The 21,562-nt window shown below is 67.5% G+C and carries 18 protein-coding genes; 4 read left to right on the forward strand and 14 right to left on the reverse strand.

Annotation, left to right across the window (positions count from 1 at the left end; all coding sequences use genetic code 11):
* Positions 1-43: 43 nt before the first annotated feature.
* Positions 44-2,755, reverse strand: a complete 2,712-nt coding sequence (locus AAHA49_RS15310; protein ID WP_339393265.1) for a hypothetical protein — start codon at positions 2,753-2,755, stop codon at positions 44-46.
* Between the two features lie 572 nt (positions 2,756-3,327).
* Between AAHA49_RS15310 and acs the strand changes: the two genes are divergently transcribed.
* Together acs and AAHA49_RS15320 are read left to right on the forward strand one after the other, a co-directional pair.
* Positions 3,328-5,262 carry an acetate--CoA ligase gene (gene acs, locus AAHA49_RS15315; RefSeq protein WP_342038890.1) on the forward strand — a complete coding sequence of 645 codons (1,935 nt, stop codon included), beginning with the start codon at positions 3,328-3,330 and terminating at the stop codon, positions 5,260-5,262.
* Positions 5,263-5,355: 93 nt separating this feature from the next.
* On the forward strand, positions 5,356-5,763 hold the full coding sequence (locus AAHA49_RS15320; protein WP_339393263.1) for a phage holin family protein: 408 nt from the start codon (positions 5,356-5,358) through the stop codon (positions 5,761-5,763).
* Between the two features lie 77 nt (positions 5,764-5,840).
* On the opposite strand, the gene AAHA49_RS15325 is transcribed toward AAHA49_RS15320, so the two are convergent.
* Together AAHA49_RS15325 and nth are read right to left on the reverse strand one after the other, a co-directional pair.
* Positions 5,841-6,662 (reverse strand): NUDIX hydrolase, encoded by an 822-nt coding sequence (locus tag AAHA49_RS15325; RefSeq protein ID WP_342038891.1) that lies wholly within the window; start codon positions 6,660-6,662, stop codon positions 5,841-5,843.
* Complete coding sequence (gene nth, locus AAHA49_RS15330; protein ID WP_425286527.1) at positions 6,659-7,399, reverse strand: endonuclease III; 741 nt, start codon at positions 7,397-7,399, stop codon at positions 6,659-6,661. The genes AAHA49_RS15325 and nth overlap by 4 nt, the downstream gene beginning before the upstream one ends.
* A 199-nt stretch (positions 7,400-7,598) precedes the next feature.
* On the opposite strand from nth, the gene AAHA49_RS15335 reads away from it, so the two are divergent.
* On the forward strand, positions 7,599-8,276 hold the full coding sequence (locus tag AAHA49_RS15335) for a Crp/Fnr family transcriptional regulator (protein WP_040342444.1): 678 nt from the start codon (positions 7,599-7,601) through the stop codon (positions 8,274-8,276).
* 106 nt (positions 8,277-8,382) lie between these two features.
* On the opposite strand, the gene AAHA49_RS15340 is transcribed toward AAHA49_RS15335, so the two are convergent.
* From AAHA49_RS15340 to AAHA49_RS15390, 11 genes are all read right to left on the reverse strand, one after another.
* Positions 8,383-9,147, reverse strand: coding sequence for an MBL fold metallo-hydrolase (locus AAHA49_RS15340; RefSeq protein ID WP_342038892.1), 765 nt, complete (start codon positions 9,145-9,147; stop codon positions 8,383-8,385).
* The gene (locus AAHA49_RS15345) at positions 9,144-10,118 is read right to left on the reverse strand and encodes an NUDIX hydrolase (RefSeq protein ID WP_342038893.1); all 975 of its coding nucleotides are present in this window, start codon (positions 10,116-10,118) and stop codon (positions 9,144-9,146) included. The genes AAHA49_RS15340 and AAHA49_RS15345 overlap by 4 nt, the downstream gene beginning before the upstream one ends.
* Complete coding sequence (locus tag AAHA49_RS15350) at positions 10,108-10,581, reverse strand: RidA family protein (RefSeq protein WP_342038894.1); 474 nt, start codon at positions 10,579-10,581, stop codon at positions 10,108-10,110. Before AAHA49_RS15350 ends, AAHA49_RS15345 begins: the two co-directional genes overlap by 11 nt.
* 72 nt (positions 10,582-10,653) lie before the next feature.
* Positions 10,654-10,809 carry a Sp36 family protein gene (gene sp36, locus AAHA49_RS15355; protein ID WP_096158366.1) on the reverse strand — a complete coding sequence of 52 codons (156 nt, stop codon included), beginning with the start codon at positions 10,807-10,809 and terminating at the stop codon, positions 10,654-10,656.
* 270 nt (positions 10,810-11,079) lie between these two features.
* The gene (locus tag AAHA49_RS15360) at positions 11,080-13,461 is read right to left on the reverse strand and encodes a transglycosylase domain-containing protein (RefSeq protein ID WP_342038895.1); all 2,382 of its coding nucleotides are present in this window, start codon (positions 13,459-13,461) and stop codon (positions 11,080-11,082) included.
* Between the two features lie 55 nt (positions 13,462-13,516).
* Positions 13,517-14,419 (reverse strand): metallophosphoesterase, encoded by a 903-nt coding sequence (locus AAHA49_RS15365; protein WP_342038896.1) that lies wholly within the window; start codon positions 14,417-14,419, stop codon positions 13,517-13,519.
* A 63-nt stretch (positions 14,420-14,482) separates the two neighbouring features.
* Positions 14,483-15,388 (reverse strand): metal ABC transporter permease, encoded by a 906-nt coding sequence (locus AAHA49_RS15370; RefSeq protein ID WP_339393253.1) that lies wholly within the window; start codon positions 15,386-15,388, stop codon positions 14,483-14,485.
* The gene (locus tag AAHA49_RS15375) at positions 15,388-16,317 is read right to left on the reverse strand and encodes a metal ABC transporter ATP-binding protein (protein WP_342038897.1); all 930 of its coding nucleotides are present in this window, start codon (positions 16,315-16,317) and stop codon (positions 15,388-15,390) included. The genes AAHA49_RS15370 and AAHA49_RS15375 overlap by 1 nt, the downstream gene beginning before the upstream one ends.
* Entirely contained in the window at positions 16,317-17,336 is a 1,020-nt protein-coding gene (locus AAHA49_RS15380) for a metal ABC transporter solute-binding protein, Zn/Mn family (RefSeq protein WP_342038898.1), read from the reverse strand. Before AAHA49_RS15380 ends, AAHA49_RS15375 begins: the two co-directional genes overlap by 1 nt.
* 170 nt (positions 17,337-17,506) lie before the next feature.
* A complete protein-coding gene (locus AAHA49_RS15385; RefSeq protein ID WP_342038899.1) occupies positions 17,507-18,559 on the reverse strand; it encodes an aspartate-semialdehyde dehydrogenase in 1,053 nt (350 codons plus the stop codon).
* Positions 18,556-19,875: an aspartate kinase gene (locus AAHA49_RS15390; RefSeq protein ID WP_339393249.1), complete on the reverse strand. Its 1,320-nt coding sequence runs from the start codon at positions 19,873-19,875 to the stop codon at positions 18,556-18,558. Before AAHA49_RS15390 ends, AAHA49_RS15385 begins: the two co-directional genes overlap by 4 nt.
* A 542-nt stretch (positions 19,876-20,417) precedes the next feature.
* Here AAHA49_RS15390 and srmL point away from each other — a divergent pair.
* A complete protein-coding gene (gene srmL, locus AAHA49_RS15395; RefSeq protein WP_342038900.1) occupies positions 20,418-21,536 on the forward strand; it encodes a PheS-related mystery ligase SrmL in 1,119 nt (372 codons plus the stop codon).
* Positions 21,537-21,562: the final 26 nt, after the last annotated feature.

Below are 21,562 nucleotides of genomic sequence, written 5' to 3' on the forward strand. Positions count from 1 at the left end.
GCAACCTCAGCTGGCTGCGGCGTCCACAGGCTCAGCACACGAGTCAGCCGCGCTGGATGCCGTCGAGGTTGCGCAGCACGCCTTCCTTGCCGTCGGAGTCGCGGACCGTGAAGGACGAGCCCTTGTCCTCGAGCGCAAGGAACCAGTCGCCGGGGTAGATCGTGAACACGGGCATCCCCGTCTTCGCGTCGACGGCCTCCCGCGGTTCGGGAACCGCGAACCAGAACGCCTGGATGACGGCCTTCTCCTCGGAGGTCTCCGGGGAGTCCGCCGAATCCGAGCGCTGCCCATCCGCGCCTCCGGTGCGTGCCTGATCCGAGGAGTCGCCGCGCTCCGACGAGTCCCGGTAGTTCGCCATGGGAACGTACTGGGTCGGTTCGTCGGAGTCCGGCGGAGTCGTCCTCTCGGTCGTCTCCTCGCCGTTCTCGGGGGAACCGACGGCCTCGACCTTGACGGTCTCCTCGCTCACCGAGTTCTCGCTCGCGCCGTTCTCGTTCACGGCCGCGGACCGGTCGGAGTCCTCGCGACGCGACTCAGCGGCCGCGGTGTCCGTGCCCGTCGGGTCGGCGCCGGGGTCGTCGTCGATGACCCCGTCGGCGGTGACGACCGTCGCCTCGGTCGAGCGGATATTGCTCTCCCGGGCACCGTCGGCAGCGGTGCTCGCCGCCCAGTCGCGATCCCTCGAGTCCGCGGAGTCGGAACTGGTCTCAGCGGTAGGGCTCGTGTCAGCCGCAGAAATCGTGTCTGCAGCAGCGACGGAGTCCCTGTCGGTCGGAGCGGAGTCCGCGGTCGAGTCCCTGTCGGAGCCCGATTCCGATGACGCCGAGGCGGACTCGTCGTCCGTCGTTGCCGACTTGGTTCCGCCCTCGAAGATTCCGAGGGGTCCCGGTCCGGGTTCGTCGGCGGAGGTCACGGTCGAGGAGGCGACCATGCCCGAGTCGCTGCTCGAACCCGAGCCGCTGCGCACATCAGGTCGCGGATCGCCGCTCGAGACCGCGTCAGCACGCGAGGTGCCGTCGGACGACGAACTATCGGACGAGGTGTCATTGGCCGGGGTGTCCGGGGCGGCGTGACGGCCCCGACGACGTTCGGAGACCGAGATGATCGTCTCCCCCTCGGTCACGGACGCACCGTCGACGACGGTCTTGCTGATCGCCACCGTGTCATCGGCCGACCTTGTGTCATCGCCGGAGCGGGAGTCCTCGGTCGATCGGGTGTCACCGGGTGCGTCGGAGTCCTCGCCCGATCGGGTGCGGTCGAACGGCTGACCGTCCGCAGGCGCGGGCGCGGAGTGTCGGCCCCCTCCCTGGGTCTGTGCAGAGTCCGCCTCCCGGGATTCCGGCGCACGGGACGACTCCGGCGCACTCGGTGCCGCCGGTGCGCCGGCTGCCTCAGTGGACGAGGGCGCAACGTCGGAATCGGTCGGCGCGGATTCCTCCGACTGCCACTGTTCGGTGCCGAGCCCGAAGGTCTGCGTCGGTTCGCTCTGCGAATGCTTGGGATCGCGCGGATGCTGATCGCCGAGGTAGGTCTGTCCCGACCCGGTGCTCTGCACCGACTGCCCGGAGGCGTCGTCCATGCCCGACGACCGATCCTCGGCCGGCGGGGCGAACGACGCATCGGGGCGGGCGCCGGCACCGTCGTAGGTGTTGGCCTCGGTCGCGGGATAGGAGTGTCGTCCGGCACCGGACTGCTCGGCAGGAGCATTCTGGGGTGCGTAGCCGGACTGCTCGGGTGCGTAGCCGGACTGCTGCTGACCGGCGTCACCGCTGTTGAGGTTCGGCTGGCCGCCTGCGTACGGCGCCTGCGTTTCCGCGGAGCCGCCGAAACCGGGCTGGCCCTGATCCGACTGACCGAACCCGCCCTGCGGGGCACCGAACTGCGCGGAGCCGAACTGACCCTGGCCGGAACCCTGGGACTGTCCCGGACCCGGTTGTCCCTGGCCGAACTGTCCCTGGCCCGGCTGGCCCTGGCCGAACTGTCCCTGGGAACCCGGGTGACCGGACTGCATGGACGCATCACCGAAGCCGCCGGGCACATTGGCCTGCGGAGCAGGATGCTGAGCGGACTTGGTCACCGGGCGGGCCTTGGCATGGGCGGGCACCTCGGCGCGGTTGGCGAACTCACCGGCGAAGAACGGCAGCATCGTGAAGACACCGGCGAAGAAGGCGATGAGTGCGGCGAAGAAGGCCAGGTACGCTCCCACGCTCCAGTACGGCACCGAGGTGACGAGCTGGACGAACGCGTAGGCGAAGGCGATCGAGGCGAGGACCGAGATGAACTGGTCGAGCCCGAGCGAACCGACGCGCATGCTGCCGCTGCCCAGCTTGTTGACGAGCACCGCGGCGACGATGAGCAGGATCGTGAGGACGATGAAGACGAACGTGCCCATCGAATCGATGTTCCACGCCCACAGTGGGATGGAGATGATGTCGTAGGTCTTGTAGGGCACGAAGAGCACGATGAGTGCCAGCAGCCCGGCGAAGAGGAGGAAGAGATCGCGCAGGGTCAACGGCCCCAGCAGACCGGGCCCTGTGCGCCGCGGTCGCTGCGGCACCGGTCCGCCCGGACCGAACTGTCCCGAACCGTAGGGTCCAGGTCCTGAACCGTACTGTCCCGGTCCGGACCCGTACTGTTGGCCCGGCCCGGAGCCGTACTGCTGTGCGGGCCCCGACCCGTACTGGCCCTGGCCGTACTGACCGCCGGGCGCAGAACCGTACTGCCCCTGGCCGTACTGACCGCTGGGTCCGGACATCGGCGCTCCCCCGGGTCCCTGGGGTCCCGGTCCCTGCGCTCCCGGCCCCTGAGGTCCTGGACCCTGCGGGCTCGGCTGACCGGGGCCAGGACCGTACGCGCCCTGGCCTCCGCCATAGGGGCCTCCACCGTAGGGGCCGGGTCCACCGGCGGGCGGCTGGCTGTTCGGTCCGGGCTGGTCACGCCACTGCGGCGTGGGATGGTGCGGCGAACTCATCGCGGGCTCCAGTCGATCGTAGGGACACTGTCCTGTCTGCGGGACCATGCCGGCAGACCTATGGCCATCCTCGCAGACCTCGGCGCTCCTGTGCACGCAATCCTCACCGCCAGTTGCCTTGTCCCGGGCCGAAACCTCGGCGCTCCCGGGCCGAATCCTCGGCGTTCCCCGGCCGAAACCTCGGCGCTGCCCGATCCGAACCCCCGGCCGCACACCCAGCGGCAATAGCACACGGGGCCCGCGATGACTACCCCCGCACGCCCCCGCCACTGGGGTGAACGAGGGTGACCGGCGTCACCTGTCCGGGTATACAGTCGGAGGGAATCTTCGTTCCACCAAAGAAGCCGGAGGGAAACATGACCGACAGCACCGAGGCGACCGAGACCTTCGCCCCGCCACCGGAGTTCGCGGCCGCCGCCAATGTCAAAGAAGACGCGTACGAGCGCGGTGCAGCCGATTTCGAGGGTTTCTGGGCCGAGCAGTCCCGTGATCTCGTCGACTGGAACGAGGATTTCACCGAGGTGCTCGACTGGTCGAACCCGCCGTTTGCGAAGTGGTTCGCCGACGGCAAGCTCAACGTCGCGTACAACTGCCTCGACCGGCACGTCCTCGCCGGCAACGGCGATCGGGTGGCCATCAACTTCGAAGGCGAGCCCGGTGACTCTCGGTCGCTGACCTATGCAGAGCTCCTCGCCGAGGTGTCGAAGGCGGCGAACATGCTCACCGAGCTCGGCGTCGAGGCCGGGGATCGGGTGGCCATCTACCTGCCGATGATCCCCGAAGCGGTGATCTCGATGCTCGCGTGCGCCCGCCTCGGCGCCGCCCATTCCGTCGTCTTCGGTGGTTTCTCCGCCGACGCCCTGCGCTCGCGGATCATCGACGCCGAAGCCCGCGTCGTCATCACCGCCGACGGCAGCTACCGCCGCGGCAAGGAGACGAGCCTCAAGCCGGCCGTTGACGAAGCGCTCTCCCACGGGGACACCCCCGTCGAGTCCGTCCTCGTCGTCCGCCGCACCGGGCAGGACGTCGACATGACCGAAGGCCGGGACCAGTGGTGGCACGACACCGTCGACAATGCCAGCCCCGAGCATGAGGCTGAGTTCTTCGACGCCGAGAACCCGCTGTTCATCCTCTACACCTCCGGCACCACGGGCAAGCCCAAGGGCATCCTCCACACCTCCGGCGGCTACCTCACGCAGGTCCTCTACACGATGAAGGCCGTCTTCGATGCGAAGCCGGAGACCGACGTCTTCTGGTGCACCGCCGACGTCGGCTGGGTCACCGGACACTCCTACGTCGCCTACGGTCCCTTGGCCGCCGGCATGACACAGGTCATCTACGAAGGCACCCCCGACACCCCTGACCAGGGTCGTTGGTGGGAGATCGTCGAGAAGAACAAGGTGACGACCCTCTACGCGGCACCGACGGCGATCCGGACGTTCATGAAGTGGGGCGAGGACATCCCCGCGAAGTACGACCTGACCAGCCTGCGCCTGCTCGGCAGCGTCGGCGAGCCGATCAATCCCGAGGCCTGGCGCTGGTACCACCGCGTCATCGGCGGCGGACGGTGCCCCATCGTCGACACGTGGTGGCAGACGGAGACCGGGTCCCATATGATCGCCCCGCTGCCCGGCGTGCTCGCGACGAAGCCTGGTTCGGCGCAGCGGCCGATCCCCGGGATCTCCGTCGACGTCGTCGACGAGACCGGGGAGCACCCGGCCGGTCCCGAGGGCGGTCTCCTCGTCATCCGCCAGCCGTGGCCGTCGATGCTGCGCGGGATCTGGAAGGATCCCGAGCGCTTCAAGGAGACCTACTGGTCCCGGTTCGAGGACACGTACTTCGCCGGTGACGGCGCCCGTCGCGACGAGGACGGCGACATCTGGTTCCTCGGCCGCGTCGACGACGTCATGAACGTCTCCGGTCACCGCCTGTCCACCGCGGAGATCGAGTCCGCGCTCGTCGCCCATCCCTCCGTCGCCGAGGCGGCCGTCGTCGGTGCCGCCGACGACACCTCGGGGCAGGCGGTCATCGCCTTCGTCATCGTCGTCGACGGGGTCGAGAACTCCCCCGAGGTCGCAGAGGAGCTGCGTCAGCACGTCGGCAAGGAGATCGGCCCGATCGCGAAGCCGAAGCGGGTGCACATCGTCTCCGAACTGCCGAAGACGCGCTCGGGCAAGATCATGCGCCGGCTGCTTAAAGACGTCGCGGAGAACCGTGCGGTCGGAGATTCGACGACTCTCGCCGATTCCTCGGTGATGGAACTCATCGAAGCGTCGGTGGCGAAGTCGTGACCCGACACTGAGTCCGCACGTCTTTGGTGAGGGGGAACGTTCGGACTACTCTTGAGGAAGACTTGTCACCCCGTTCTGTCGATAGGAGCACTCATGGCCGAGAGGTCGATCAGCGAACTGATCAAGGACATCGGCGACGATTCCAAGGCGATCGCCGAGGAGGAGCTCGCGCTGGCGAAGGCCGAGGCCACCGCCGGGGCGAAGAACCTGGGGATCGGTTCGGCGCTGGCGCTCGCGGCCCTGTTCTTCCTGTTCCTGGGCTCGTTCATGGTGATCTTCGCGGGCGCTGCCGCGTTCCGTGAGGGTCTCGGCTGGCCGTGGTGGGCGAGCTTCCTCATCATCTTCGGCATCCTCGCGGTCATCGCGGTCATCCTCGTGCTCATCGCGGTGCCGATACTGAAGAAGGGCAACCCGGTGCCCGGTGGTGCGATCGCCTCGGCGCAGTCGATCATCGCCGCGGTCAAGCGGGCCCTGACCAACCCGTCGGGACCGAGGTACTGACCACCAGCATCGACAGCTCAGGCGCCGAGTCCCTTCGCGGGGCTCGGCGCCTTTCGCATCCCCGGCGTCCCCAGCGCTCAGAAGTCGATGGCGATGGGCGCTGTCCGGTCCCAGTCGAGCGCCCAGCCGAGTTCGTCGAGGGCGAAGTCGAGGATGCCTGCCGTGAAGCCCCACACCTTGAGCACGCCGACGTCGAAGGCCGGGGTCGTGATCGCAAGATCCGGGCGGGAGAAGCTGCCGCGATTGGCGGGGGCGACGAGGTCGGCGATCGCGACCCGGTAGACGGAGTACGATTCGGCTTCGTCCATGACGGTGACGACACCGGGCACCGCCCAGTACCCGACGACGGGGGTGACCTGGAACTTGCTCACCGGGATGTAGAGGGGTTCGAGCTCACCGAGGACGTCGACGCTGGCGGGCACGATCCCGGCCTCCTCCTCGGCCTCGCGCAGAGCTGCGGCGACCATCGAGTCGTCCTCGGGATCGCGTCCCCCACCGGGGAACGCGACCTGTCCCGGGTGGAGGCGCAAGGTGCTCGCCCTCTGCAGGAGGACGATGTCGACGTCGGCGACGCCTTTGGCCTCGAGGTGGGGCAGGGCGGCTCGACCGGCGTCGGTGCGCGGGGTGCCGCCGCGGCCGAAGAGCATGAGAACCGCGGCGTCTCTCACGACGGCGTCCCCGGGTGCCTTCGCCCGGCGCAGCCACAGCGGTGATCCCGTCGAGGCGGCCAGCCGGGAGAGCTGGTCCCGCAACTCGGTGTCGTCGGTGCGCTCGCCCTGACCCGACCCGCCCTGACCAGTTTCACCCTGCTCTGGGCCGCCGGTGACCGACCCGTCGGGTGTCGGTTCCTGTCCAGCGTGCTTGCCGCCGCCTGCGAGCCCGTCGAGGAAGTCGCTCATGCCAAGGGCGCCATCTCGTACTTGAACATCGCCCGGGCCTTGTCCGGGTCGAGTTCGCCGATGCCGAACGACGGGCAGAGCGTCATCAGCGGGCAGGCCCCGCACGCGGGCTTCCGGGAGTGGCAGATGCGGCGACCGTGGAAGATCACCCGGTGCGAGAGCAGGGTGAGGTCCTTCGTCGGGAAGAGCGCGGCGATGTCCTCCTCGGCCTTGACCGGGTCCGTCTCCTTCGTCCACCCGAACCGCCTGGCCAGCCGCCCCATGTGTGTGTCGACCGTGATCCCCGGCGTGTCGAAGGCGTTGCCGAGGACGACGTTGGCGGTCTTGCGCCCCACCCCGGCGAGCTTGACGAGTTCCTCCATCGTCTGCGGCACCTCACCGTCGTAGTTCTCGACGAGGTCGTTGGCGAGCTTGACGATGTTGCGGGCCTTCGCCCGGTAGAACCCGGTCGAGCGGATGAGCTCTTCGACCTCGCCGAGGTTGGCGACCGCAAGCGCGTGCGCGTCGGGGAACGCGGCGAAGAGTCCCGGCGTGGTGGCGTTGACCCGGATGTCGGTCGTCTGCGCGGAGAGCACGGTGGCGATGAGCAGCTGGAACGGGGTCTCGAAGTCGAGTTCGCACTTCGCGTTGGGGTACACCTCGGCGAGGATCCGGTTGATCCTGCGCGCACGCCGCTTCTTCCCCAGAGGGGTTTCCTTCGCGAACTTCCGCGCGCTCTTCTCTGCCACCGTCAACACAACTGCCGATTCTAATCCGCGGGAGCCGTCACCGCAGTTGTCCGGCTCACAGCGTGCGAACGCAACCGGGACCCACCTCGGCGAGCGTCGAGGAAACGACACCAGGAGACTCCAATTCCCGCAACCCGCGCGTAGTCGGTGGTACAGGTACCCTTGAGCAGGTAGATTTATGTGTGGAGACCATCACAAGGAGGACACTGTGGATATTGAAGTTGTCAGGGGCGCCACGCTTTTCGCCGGGCTCGACGACGAATCGACGAGCGCATTGATGAAGTTCATGAAGCCGCGGAGCCTCCGCCGGGGAACCGTGCTCTTCCACGAGGGCGACGCCGGTGACGAGCTCTACATCGTCTCCACCGGAAAGCTCAAGATCGGCCGCGAGTCCTCCGACGGCCGTGAGAACCTCCTCTCCGTCGTCGGTCCGGGTGAGATCATCGGCGAGCTCAGCCTCTTCGATCCGGGCCCGCGCTCCTCCTCCGTCACCGCGGTCTCGCAGTCCGAGCTCCTCAGCCTCAAGCACGAAGACCTCACCACCTGGCTCAAGGACCGCCCGCAGGCGGGACTCAACCTCCTCAAGGCCCTCGCGCAGCGTCTGCGTCGGACGAATGAGACCGTCGGCGACCTCGTGTTCTCCGATGTCCCCGGTCGTGTCGCCAAGGCTCTGCTCGACCTCGCCGCCCGCTTCTCGAAGCCGGCACCCGACGGCGTCCTCGTCGCCCACGACCTCACCCAGGAGGAGCTGGCACAGCTCGTCGGCGCCTCCCGCGAGACCGTGAACAAGGCACTCGCCGACTTCGCCGCCCGCGGTTTCATCCGCCTCGAGGCCCGCTCGGTCGTCATCCTCGACATGGAGCGCATGCGCAACCGCGCCCGCTGACCGCACACGGCAGGCTCGCTGCCGACCACACGAGGAACGCCCCGACAGTGACTGTCGCATATGGTCGGGCGGGGCTAGCACGTCTGTGCTGCCGGGTGCCCTGACCCTATACGTCGTCGGGTGAGAGCGCGCCGAGGTAGGCCAACTGTGCGCGGACGATCTGCTCGGCGGCCCCGCGGACTCGGGGGTCGACGTCGTGGTAGACGATGTCGCAGACCTCGGCCGCCGTGCGCGCGCCCTGGTCGAGTGCCGCCTGGACCTGGGCGATGCGCTCACGGCGGTGGCTGCGGTAGTGGTCGATCACCTCGGCGGGTGACTCGATCGTCGGCCCGTGGGCCGGTTCGATCCGGGTGAACGCCCCGGCATCGCAGAGCTCCCGCAGCCGATCGAGACTGTCCAGGTAGTCCCCGAGCGACCCCTCCGGGTAGGTCACGATCGTCGTCCCCTCGCCGAGGATCGTGTCCCCGCTGTAAAGGGTTCCGTCGTGGATGAGGCTGATGCTGTCGCTCGTGTGCCCGGGTGTGGCGACGACCTCGAGGACATCGGTCGGATCATCGCCGAAGACGATGCGGTTCCCGTCGGACACCGGCGGAGTGTGGCGGGCGAATCGGTCGAGCACGGCGTAGACGGGCACGTCCGGAGCCCACTGGTCGATGCTGCCGAGCATCTCGGAGTGATCGGCATGCTGGTGGGTGAGGACGATGGCGGCAAGCCGCCTCTCCCCCACCTCGGCGAGGAAGTTCTCACGATGTTCCGCGAGTTCCGGACCCGGGTCGATGAGCACGGCCGCGGAGTCATCCCGGGAGGCGAGTACGTACGTGTTCGTCCCGGTCAGGGTCATCGGGGAGGGATTGTTCGCGCGGATCCTCATGAGTCGTCGGTGTCCTCGTCCACAGTGTCGTCATCGTCGTCGGCGCCCAGGCTCATCAGCCCGGTGCGATCGTCGTCTTCATCGTCCCCCACGGCCACATCGCGGTCGCGCAGCGTGCCCTTCCGGTGGAAGTCGCGGCGCGGATGGATGACGAGCCGCCACTGCCCGTCCTCGTCGACGATCTCCGGACGCAGCGGGTGGACGTCGCGGACCTGGGCCATCGCGGCACCGACGGTGGGCACGGTGAGCAGGCTCTCGACGATGAGCCGAGTGCTCGCACTGATCCGGTTGGGGTCGTCCTCGGCGTCGGCGAGGATCTCCTCCGGCCGCTTCCACCCGCCGGAGCTCTCGTTCGAGGACAGGAAGTCGACGTCCTGACCGAAGGGCACGGCCGCCAGGAAGTACGTGGTGTCGAAGCGGTGGAGCTGGGTGGCCGTGTTGATCCACCGCAGCCACGGCTTGAGGAGGTCCGGTCGCAGGCGCAGGTCGCGCTCACGCAGGACCTGGGACCACGACACCTCGTTCGACAGGAGGCGGTAGCGGGTCGACTGCCATTCGGTCTGCGGGGTGGCGACGAGGTCGTGGTCGACGTTCTCGGCCAGCAGCACCCCCGTCGAGGCGAACGCGACCCGGGCGGCCGCCGAGAACTGCTGGAGCGCCCGGGACTTGTTCTCGATGCTCAGCGTCATCGCACAGCGCGACGACTTCCATCCGGTGACGGGCAGTTTGCGCAGGTCGCTGGGCCGCAGGTCCCCAACCGGGTAGGCCCAGCGGTTGCGGTCCTCGACGCCGCGGGCGTCGAGCTGACGGGTCACGAACGTCTCGAGCCCCGCACGGGTGTCCCTGACGAGGATGATCGCCGAGGCGGGTCGCGGAGGTTCGGGAACCGGTTGCCGCCCCTCCGAACGCCAGAGGTCGAGCAGCCAGGTCAGTTCGTCCGAGACCGGAAGGGAGCGTCCGCTAAGCGGCATCGTCCTCGACCTCGACGACGACCTCGACCTCGACGGGCGTGCCCAGCGGCAGGGTGTTCACGCCCACGGCGCTGCGGGCGTGTTGGCCCTTGTCGCCGAAGATCTCCCCGTAGAGCTCGGAGACGCCGTTGATCACCGCCGGCTGCTGGGTGAAGTCGTCGGTGGAGTTGACGAAGCCGGTGACCTTGACGACGCGCACGATCCTGTCGAGGTCCCCGATCACCGAGGCAATGGCTGCGAGCGCGTTGAGTCCGGCGATCCTGGCCAGCTGGTATCCGGTGTCGACGTCGACCTCAGCGCCGAGGTGGCCCGTCGTCGGCAGGGCACCGTCGACGACCGGCAGCTGACCGGAGGTGTAGACGTAGTTGCCGGTGCGCAGGGCGGGAACGTAGACGCCGGCGGGGGCTGCGACCTTCGGCAGTTCGAGGCCGAGTTCGTTGATGCGGTCGAGAACGGTCGACATGGGTGGTCTCCTTCGACGAGAGTCGTGGTAGGTGAGGTGCTGCGGGTGCAGGGGCCGATCCGGCCCCGAGCCTCAGGCCTTGGGGCGCTTGAGGTAGGCAACGAGGCCGTTGTTGTCGGGTCCCGGGACGACCTGGACGAGTTCGTAGCCGTCCTCACCCCACTGATCGAGGATCTGCTTCGTCGCGTGAACGATGAGCGGAACGGTGACGTATTCCCACTTGGTCATGTCTCTCCTACTTCGGTCGTCGGCGCCCGGCGGAACCGGGCGGGATGGCAGCACCGGCCCACGGTGGAGCGTCGGCGGCTGCCCGATCCCACACTAGCGGAGATGGGCGACGCGTGGCGACGGGCTGTCGGTGTCGGGTGGCCGAGCGCTGAATGCAGTCGGGGCGGAACGATTCCGAAGATCGTTCCGCCCCGATTGTCGGTCCGAGTCTGTCGGTCCGAGGCGTTCACCTCGGTCCGAGACTGTCAGCGCGAGCTGTTCGGCGTGCGGTCAGTTCCCGCCGAGGCCGGGAGCTTCGTCTCCCCCACCGCCGCCGTTGTCTCCGCCGCCGCCATTGCCGCCGTCGCCGCCACCGCCGTTGCCGCCGCCGACACCACCGCCGTTGGAGGATCCTCCGCCGCCGTTGGAGGATCCTCCGCCGCCGTTGGAGGATCCTCCGCCGCCGTTGCCGCCACCGCCGCCTCCGCGATTGGTGTCGGTCGAGGAGGAACCGCCGCTGCCGCCGGAGCCGCCGCCCTGGAAGTACTTCGAGCTCGGCTTCGGGAAGCCGGTGTTGCCCTTGGTGAACTTCACGGCCTTGCTCATGTACGCCTGCCAGGTCTTACCGGAGATCGTCGCACCGTAGATCGATCCGCTGACCTTGCCCTTGCCGTTGCGGCGCCAGTCGCGGGTGCCTCGCGGGTCACCGGTCCACACGGCCGTCGACAGGGTCTTGGTGAAGCCGAGCAGCCAGGTGTGGCCGACCTCGAAGTTGGTCGTACCGGTCTTCGCGCCGGCCGGCACGCCGATGCCCAGACCGCTCGTCGTACCGCCGTTGAACGTCTGCGTCAGGGCGTACGCGACACCGCGCGCCACCTGCTTGTCGAGGACCTGTTTGCAGGCCTCGCCGGGAACGTCCATCTTCTTGCCGTTGCGGTCCTTGATCTCCGTGATCGGCCGCGGTCCGCAGAACTCCCCGTCGTTGGCGAACGTCGCGAACGCCGCAGCCATGGCGATCGGCGTCGTCTCGGTCGTACCGAGAATCGACGACGGCGAGAGCGCCTGGATGAAGCCCTTGCTGTCGGCGGTGTCCAGCTTCTCTCCGCTGCCGTAGCGGATGCCCAGATCCGTGGCCGTGTCCATGATCTTGCACATGTTGAGCTGGTTGCCGATCGCCGCGTACCCGGTGTTGACCGAGTTCTTCGTGGCATTGAGCACGGTCATCGACCCGTTGCCCGAACCGTCGCCGGCATTGTTCGGGTCCCAGTCGCCGCCCATGTTCGGACAGCCGCTGTACTTCCACGAACTCGCAGGGAAGTTCCGCTTCGTCGCATTCACCGTGGCGTTGAGGCTTCTGCCCGATTTCAGCCACGTGGCCAGCACGAAGGGCTTCCATGTCGATCCGACCTGGAACCCGTTGCCGCCGTTGTGCTTCTTGTCGACGGTGTAGTTGATGTTCGTCTTCTTGTTCTTGTCCTTCTTGCTGACCTCGCCCTCCGTGTACTCACGGTTCTGGGCCATGGCGACGACCTCACCCGTACCGGGCTCGACCGTCACGAGGGCATGGCCGGCACCCGAGGGGTCACCGACGGGCACGCGCTTCTTGACCTCTTTGTCCGCGACCTTCTGGATGTCGGGATTGAGGCTGGTCTTGATCGTCAGACCGCCGCGCTGCAGGGTCGCGATGCGGTCCTCGACGGTCTTGCCGAACGTCTCATCGTTCTTGATGACGTTGACGACGTAGTTGCAGAAGAATCCCGCACCGTTGTCCGCTGCCGAGCAGCCGTTGGGCGTCCGGTTGATCTTGAGGTCGAGGCCGGTCTTGATCGCCTCGTCGTACTGCTTCTGGGTGATGTGACCGTACTTGAGCATCTGCCCGAGCACGGTGTTGCGGCGCTTGAGCGTGGCGTCGGGGAAGCGCTCGGGGTTGAACGCGGCCGGGTTCTGGACGATGCCGGCGAGCATCGCCGACTGCTGGATGTTGAGATCCTTCGCGTCGATGCCCCAATACCGGTAGGCCGCGGCCTGCACGCCGTAGACGTTGGGCGACCCCGAGTAGTTGTTGATGTTGAGGTAGCGGTTGAGGATCTCCTTCTTGTCGTACTTCTTCTCCACCGCTACGGCGAGTTTGGCCTCACGCAGCTTGCGCGCGTAACCGGCCGTTCCCTCGGATTCCTTGGCTGCCTCGACGCCTTCCTTGTTCGCCTCCGCATTGGCGTTCTCCGCCAGCACGTTCTTCACGTACTGCTGAGTCAGCGTCGATCCGCCCTGCGTCGTCGAGGAGACCATATTGTGCACCGCTGCACGGGCGATGCCCTCCAGGTCGATCCCGCCGTGCTCGAAGAACCGGTAGTCCTCGACGGAGATCGTGGCGTCCTGCATCTCCTGTGAGATCTGGTCGAGAGGCACCTCGACGCGGTTCTGCCAGTAGAAGTCCGCGATCTTCGACCCGTCGGCGGCGAGCATCGTCGACTTCTCGCCGAGGTCGCGCTCCTCCAGGGTCGCGGGAAGGGCGTTGAAGATCTCGACCGCGCTGTTCGCGCTGGCTGTGGCGACACCGACTCCGGGGATGGCAAGTCCGGCAGCCACGATTCCAGCCACCGCGCTGACCGCGACGAACTGGAGGAAGGCTGCCATCTTGGTCGGTTCGGGATTTGACTCAGGAGACACCATGAAACCAAGTTTAACCAACTCGAGTTGAGCGTCGTCTCAGAGAACGGTGAAAGCGCTAGCCCCTCGGCACCAGGGTGAGCAGGGCCACCTCGGGGCGAGCGGCGAAACGCACAGGTGAGAACGGTGAGAATCCGAGTCCGGCGGAGATCTCGACGAGCGATTCCCGGTAGCCGAACACGCCGCGTGCGCGTGTCCGATCGAGATCGCAGTTCGTCACAGGGGCACCCCAGAACGGCACCCGGATCTGCCCACCGTGCGTGTGCCCGGCCATGATGAGATCCGCCCCCGCCGAGGCGAACGCCTCCAGGGTGCGCGAATACGGCGCATGCGTGACGCCCACCTTGAGGTCGGCTGCGGAGTCGAACCGCGGATGGACGAGGTCGCCGTCCTCGCTCCAGCGGATCCGGTCGCGATCGATGTGGGCGTCCCCGAGGCCGGAGAAGTCGATCCTGGTCCCGTTGATGGTCAATTGCGTCTCGGCGTTGTCGAGGAAGACCCACCCGCGGTCGGTGAAACCGCGGATGAGGCCGTCGACGTCGAGGTCGGGCGTCGTCCGGTGCTTGACCTGCGAGGGCGAGCGCAGATACTTCGCGGGGTTCTTCGCCTGCGGGGAGAAGAAGTCGTTCGACCCGAGGACGAAGACGCCGGGGACGTCGAGGAGGCCGTCGAAGACGTCGAGGACCTCGGGGACGATGTCGGCCGAGAGGTTGTCGCCGGTGTTGACGACGAGATCGGGTTCGAGCCGGGTGAGTCCGCTCACCCACGCGGCACGATGCTTCTGCCACGAGGTGAGGTGGAGGTCGGCGACGTGGAGGACGCGGATGGGCTCATGGCCTGCCGGCAGCACCGGCAGCGTGTGCCGGCGGATCGCGAAGAGGTGGGGTTCGATGCCCGCCGCCCAGATGCCGGCTGCGGCTGGCACGGCGAGGGCGCCGGCGGCGAGTGCGCGTTTCTTCATTCGACCCAGTTTAGTCGGTGCCGGGAGCGCCGATGCACCAACCTGCCTTGTCGTCAGCCTCAATCATGACGTAGCGGTGGGCTGCTGTTGGTGCTCGGCCCGGGCCGCCCGATGCCGGTGGAGGGAGGACAGCCGACGGTGGCCGATGACCCGGCAGACGAGGTAGATGAGGAAGGAGATCGTCGTGACGAACGGGCTGATGGGCACGACGGGTGATCCCAGCGCGATGAGGATTCCGCCCACCGAGGCGGTGACGGCGAAGATCACGCTGAGGATCGGCACCCACAGCGGCGAGGCCGAGACCTGGGTGGCCGCGGCGGCCGGGGTGATGAGGAGGGCGAGGACGAGGAGCACCCCGACGATCTGGACGCTCAGCGCCACGGCGAGGCCGAGGACGAGCATGAAGACGATCGTGAGCACCGAGACGGGCACGCCCTTGGCGCGGGCGACCTCCGGGTCGAGACTGGCGAAGAGCAGCGGCCGCCACACGATCGCGAGCACGATGAGGACGATGAACGCGCAGACGACCAGGGTCGTGATCTGGGCGGGGGTGATTGCGACGATCTGCCCGGTGAGGAGGCCGAACTTGCTCGCCGAACGTCCGTCGTAGAGGGCGAGGAAGAGGATCGCGAGCCCGAGCCCGAAGGGCATGAGGACGCCGATGATCGCGTTCTTCTCCGAAGCTCTGGCCCCGCCGACGCCGATGATGAGGGCCGCGAGGATGGAGCCGACGATCGACCCGGTGACGACGTCGAAGCCGACGAGGAGGGCGAACGCCGCCCCGGCGAAGGAGAGTTCGGAGACTCCGTGCACGGCGAACGGGATGTCCCGGGCCATGACGAAGACGCTGATGAGCCCGCCGACGACGCCGAGGAGGCCCGCGGCGATGAGGGAGTTCGTGAGCAGGGCGACGAGTTCGCCGTAGTCTTCGAAGGTGAACAGGCTGCCGAAGATCTCTGCGGCCGACATCAGATGGCACCTCGTTCCGGATCGGTGGGCGCAGCATCGGCGTGGGCGTCGCGGCCGTGGTGGACGTGGTGATCGGTGCATTCGTCCTCACCGCCGACGACGATGAGGCGCCCACCCACCCGGACGACCTCGACCGGGGAACCGTAGAGACGGGTGAGCGATTCCGTCGTCATCACCTCGGCGGGGGTGCCGATGAGGAAATGGCCGCCGACGATGTAGAGGATCCGGTCGACGTAGGGCAGGATCGGGTTGATCTCATGGGTGACGAAGAGGACGGCGGCATCGCGGGCACGTCGTTGCTCGTCGATGAGGGCGGCGACGACCTGCTGGTGACGCATGTCGAGAGAGAGGAGGGGTTCGTCGCAGAGCAGCACCTTCGGGTTGCTCGCGAGTGCCTGGGCGACGCGCAGTCGCTGGAGTTCACCGCCGGAGAGGGTTCCGGCGGGAGCATCGGCGTAGGAGCTCGCGCCGACGGCGGCGAGGAGCTCGTCGACGTGCTGGCGTCGCCGCCGCGACGGCCAGCCGGGACCCCAGCGGTACCCGTCGATGCCCATGCGCACGATGTCGCGCCCGCGCATCGGCGTGTGCAGGTCGATGCCGCGCTGCTGCGGGATGTAGCCGATGGCGGGGTTGCCCGCATGGATGGGTCTGCCGTCGATCTCGGCGGTGCCGGCGAAGAGGTGATGCTGCCCGAGGAGGACCTTGAGCAGCGAGGTCTTGCCCGTGCCATTGGGGCCGAGGACGGCGAGGAACTCACCCGGGGCGACCTGCAGGTCGAGGTCGTGCCAGAGGACGCGGTCGCCGAAGCGCAGCTGCGCGTCCCGCAGTTCGATGACCGGCGCCTGGCCGGGCTGGGGCGAGTCGTCGGGCTGCGTCGCGGTCAGCGGTGCCGCGGTGTCAGTCGTGGCGGTGTCCGTCGTGGCGTCCATCAGTGTGCGTGCCCTTTCAGTGCCGTGGCGATCCGGTCGATGCTGCCGCCCATCCACTCCGTGTACTGCTCATCCGCGGGCATCGTCTCCGCGAGGTCGACGACCGGGACCCCCGATGCCTCGGCGGTGGCTCGCAGCTGTTCGGCATGCGGGCCTGCGGCCTGGGTGTTGTAGGCCAGCAGCACCGCTTCACCGGAGCTGATCTGGGCGTCGGCGTCCCGCAGCGCGAGCGGCGGAACGTCGTTGCCCTCCTCGACGGCGGCGAGGAACTCGGGGCTCGTGATGTTCTCCAGCCCCATGTCGTCGAAGAGCCACAGCGGCACGGGTTCGGTCGTCGCGACCTTCTCTCCGCCGTGTGCGGCCTTCACCGACCCGATGGCCTCCTCGAGTCCCTTAAGCTCACCTTTGTAGGCCTTCGCGTCGGCGGTGATCTTCGCTGTCTGCTCGGGCATCGCCTCGCCGAGGTGGTCGGCGACGTCGTCGACGAGCCTGCCCATCGTCGGCACGGAGTACCAGAGATGTTCGTTGAACTCGCCGTGGTCGTGCCCGGCGTGGTCGCCCGCCGCGCCTTCGTGGTCGCCCTCGTGGCTGTGGTCGTCTCCGTGGCCCTGGTCGTCCTTGCCTCCGTGCGCGTCCGCGCCGGCGTCTTCGGAGCCGGGCAGCCCGGAGATCGCGGCGACGTCGATGACCTCGGGCTTCGCGTCCGAGGCCTCGAGCATCGTCGTCATGAAGGAGTCATAGCCGCCGCCGTTGATGACGACGAGGTCGGCCTTGGTGAGTCTGAGCCGGTCCCGCGTCGTCGCCTCGTACGCGTGCGGGTCCTGGTTGGGGTCGTCGATGATCGCGGTGACCTTCGCGGTGTCCCCGGCGACCTGGGAGATGATGTCGGCGTAGACGTTCGTCGAGGTGACGATCGAGAGTTCGGCCGACCCCGAGGCGGTGGGACCGGTGCACCCGGTGAGCACGAGGCTCAGGGCCGCGGCTGCCCCGAAGGCGAGGGACGGTCGGGGCACACGCATGGCGGGCCTTTCTGCTCGAGTCGGTGATCTCCTCGATCACCCTACTCAGCCGAAAGGCCCGCCACTAATATAAATATTTATATATAGCAACCTGTTTATAGGTGCAGGCGACCCTGCGCTCAGGTTGCTCAGCGCTCAGCGTGCTGCTCTGCGCTGCGCTCTGCCCGCGCTCAGGCGGCCTGCGCCTCGAGCTTCTGTGCGAGCAGGGCCGCGATCTGCACGGTGTTGAGTGCTGCCCCCTTGCGCAGGTTGTCGTTGGAGACGAAGAGGACGAGCCCCTTGCCTGCGGGTGCCGACTGGTCGGCGCGGATGCGTCCGACGTAGCTGGGGTCGGTGCCGGCGGCCTTGAGCGGGGTGGGCACTTCGTCGAGGACGACGCCGGGCGCCTCGGCGAGGATCTCCGTGGCCCTCTCGGGGCTGATGTCGGAGCCGAACTCGGCGTGGATGCTCAGGCTGTGCCCGGTGAAGACGGGAACGCGCACGCAGGTGCCGGCGACGAGGAGGTCCGGGAGTCCGAGGATCTTCCGGCTCTCGTTGCGCAGCTTCTTCTCCTCGTCGGTCTCGGACTCACCGTCGTCGACGATGCTGCCGGCCAGGGGCAGGACGTTGAAGGCGATGGGTTCGACGTAGTTGTCCGGTGCGGGCAGGTCGACGGCGGATCCGTCGCGGGTGAGCGCCCGGGCATCGGCGATACCGGCTTCGATCTGGGAGGCGAGCTCCTCGACGCCGCTCAGCCCCGACCCGGACACGGCCTGGTAGGTCGAGACGATGAGGCGGGTCAGTCCCGCCTCGGCGTCGAGGGCCTTGAGCACGGGCATGGCCGCCATCGTCGTGCAGTTGGGGTTGGCGATGATGCCCTTGGGCACGGTGTCGAGCGCCTCGGGGTTGACCTCGCTGACGACGAGCGGAACCTCGGGGTCCGAACGCCACGCCGAGGAGTTGTCGACGACGATGACCCCGGCCGCAGCGAACCGTTCGGCCTGGGCACGCGAGGTCGCCCCACCGGCGGAGAACAGGGCGATGTCGAGTCCGCTCGGATCCGCCTCGGCGGCATCCTCGACGACGATCTCACGGCCCTGGAATTCGACGACCTTGCCGGCCGAGCGCGCCGAGGCGAAGAGGCGCAGGTTCTCGATCTCGAAGCCGGGATCCTCGGCGAGGAGGTCGAGCATGACGCCGCCGACCTGGCCGGTGGCTCCGACCACTCCGATTGAAACGCTCATCGTCCTGTCCCTCCGTAGACCACTGCTTCGTTGTCCTCTGTGTCGAGTCCGTAGGCCGCGTGGGCGGCACGGACGGCGTCGTCGAGCAGGTCTGCCCGGGTGACGACGCTGATGCGGATCTCCGAGGTGGAGATCATGTCGATGTTGACCTGGGCGTCGCTGAGCGCTTCGAAGAGCGTGGCGGTCACGCCCGGGTGGGAGCGCATGCCGGCGCCGACGACGGAGAGCTTGCCGATCTGGTCGTCGTAACGGACCTGGTCGAAGCCGATCTTCGCCTTCGCCGAGTCGAGGGCCTCGATGGCCTTCGAACCGTCGGTCTTCGGCAGGGTGAAGGAGATGTCGGTCTTGCCCGGTTCGCGGGTGGAGATGTTCTGGACGATCATGTCGATGTCGATCTCCTGGGCCGCGATCGTCTTGAAGATCTCGGCGGCCTTGCCGGGGATGTCGGGGACGCCGACGATCGTGACCTTGGCCTCGGAGCGGTCGTGGGCGACTCCGGAGATGATTGCCTGTTCCATGGTGGACTCCGTTTCTGATTCCGCTGCCTTCGCACTGCGTGCGGGCAGAAATGCTTCGGGGATGGCCGAGTCGGTCACCCAGGTGCCCTGTTTGCGGGAGAAGGACGAGCGCACATGGACCGGGACGTTGTAGCGCCGAGCGTATTCGACGCAGCGGAGCATGAGGACCTTGGCGCCGGAGGCCGCCATCTCCATCATCTCCTCGAAGCCGATCTCGTCGATCTTGCGCGCCGTCGAGACGATGCGGGGGTCGGCAGTGAAGACGCCGTCGACGTCGGTGTAGATCTCGCAGACGTCGGCGCCGAGGGCTGCGGCGAGTGCGACGGCGGTGGTGTCCGAGCCACCGCGGCCGAGCGTCGTGATGTTCTTCGCGGTCTGGCTCACACCCTGGAAGCCGGCGACGATGGCGATGTTTCCGTCGTCGAGGGCTGAGCGGATGCGGCCGGGGGTGACGTCGATGATCCGGGCCTTGCCGAACTGCTCGTCGGTGATGACGCCGGCCTGGGAGCCGGTGAACGACTGGGCTTCGAAGCCGAGGTTGGCGATCGCCATGGCGAGCACGGCCATCGAGATCCGCTCACCGGCGGTGAGCAGCATGTCGAGTTCGCGGGCCGGTGGCAGCGGGGAGACCTGCTGGGCGAGGTCGATGAGATCGTCCGTGCTGTCACCCATGGCGGAGACCACGACGACGACCTCATGCCCGGCCTGCCGGTATTCGACGATGCGCTGGGCCACCCGTTTGACGGATTCGGCGTCGGCGACGGAGGACCCGCCGAACTTCTGGACGACTATGCTCACTGAAGTCTCTTCCTGGTCGCGTATGCGGACAGTGCCGGTCGTGTGCTCTCGCAGTGCCGAAGCCTGCGGTGGTGCTCACTGTGCAGGCGGCGTCGGCGGACCGGCGTCCCATCCATTGTAGGAGGTGGGCCTCGGCGGCCGAGGGGGTGCCCGTCATACAGACACCTGTCTCACGGTTGCGGGGGTGTGTCTCGTGCCCTCGTTCAAGCCGGCCGCCACTTTTCGATGCGGCCGCCGCCTCGGCGACCTCGTGCAAGCCGGACGCCACTTTTCGAGAGTTCCTCGCGTCGAAAAGCGGCGGTCGGCTTGAGCGAGGCGCCGGCTTGTTGTTGCTGGCCAGGAGGTTGTTGACGTTCCTTGCGGGTGGCTGGTCACGCAGTTACGCTGGTGCCATGCCGACTCAGCAGCGATTTCAAGACCCCCGGCCGGGATACGGTCGCGGGGTCTTTGACGCGCAGTCGTAGCGCAGCAGGTCTCCGCAGCCTCGGCCGGGGGAAGCTTCTCTTCCTTCACCCGCCTGCCATCATCTTGGAGACCTCCTCATGTCGCACACCGACTATCTGACTTCCGACCAGCTCTATCGCGCTCTCAACGTGCGCGACCTCACCGATCCCGAACAGGGACGTCACGCCATCCAGACTCTCCTGCAGACAGTCATCGACCGTCTGCAGCCCGAGTGGGACACCTCCGTTCGGTATGTGCGCAGCTCGCCGGTCGTTCCTGTTCGGAACAACTACGATCGCCTCGGCTACGACCAAGGTGATGTCACTCGGGCTCGCCGGTACACCCGTTACATCAGCCCCGCCGTGATGCTCCGCAGTCATATGAGTGCCGAGCTCCCGCGCGTCCTTGAGGACTATGCGGGAATGCCCCGGGTGGATGAGTTACTCGTGGCTCCCGGCCTCGTCTACCGTCGTGACGCCGTCGATCGCACCCACGTGGGGGAACCGCACCAGGTTGACCTGTGGCGCATCCGCAGCACTCCGGATACCGGCGACGAGGACATGCTCACGATGATCGGCCACCTGGTCGAGGCGGTCCTCCCGGATGCGCAGTGGAGAACAACAGACGTGGCGCACCCGTACACCGTCGGTGGCCGACAGATCGACGTGCTCCACGATGGCGAATGGCTTGAACTCGCCGAGTGCGGCCGCATCCATCCCGAGGTGTTGCGCGGTTCGGGCCTCGACCCCGAACGATGGTCCGGCCTGGCTCTCGGGATGGGCCTTGAACGTGCACTGATGCTGCGCAAGGGCATCCCCGACATCCGCTACCTTCGAGCAGAAGATCCTCGTATAGCAACCCAGATGCTCAACCTGGATCCATGGCAGCACGTTTCACTTCTGCCTGCGGCACGACGCGACATCTCCGTCGTTGTGAATGCAGACGAGGACGAAGAGACACTTGGTGATCGCATCCGCGTCGTCCTCGAAGACAAGGCCGACGTGATCGAGTCTCTCGAGGTTCTCAGCCGCACACCACACGAGGCCTTGCCCGAGGCCGCTCGCTCTAGGCTCGGCACTCTGGAAGGACAGGTCAATCTCCTGGTCCGAATCATGTTGCGCCCCGTCGATCGCACCCTGACCTCGGATGAGGCCAACGAGATTCGTAACGTGATCTACGAGGCTGTGCATGAGGGCCCGGTGATGGAGCTGATCTGAGAACGCTGAGACAGAGTCATGATCTC

It is taken from the genome of Brevibacterium ammoniilyticum, from assembly GCF_038429965.1.
Classification (GTDB): domain Bacteria; phylum Actinomycetota; class Actinomycetes; order Actinomycetales; family Brevibacteriaceae; genus Brevibacterium; species Brevibacterium ammoniilyticum.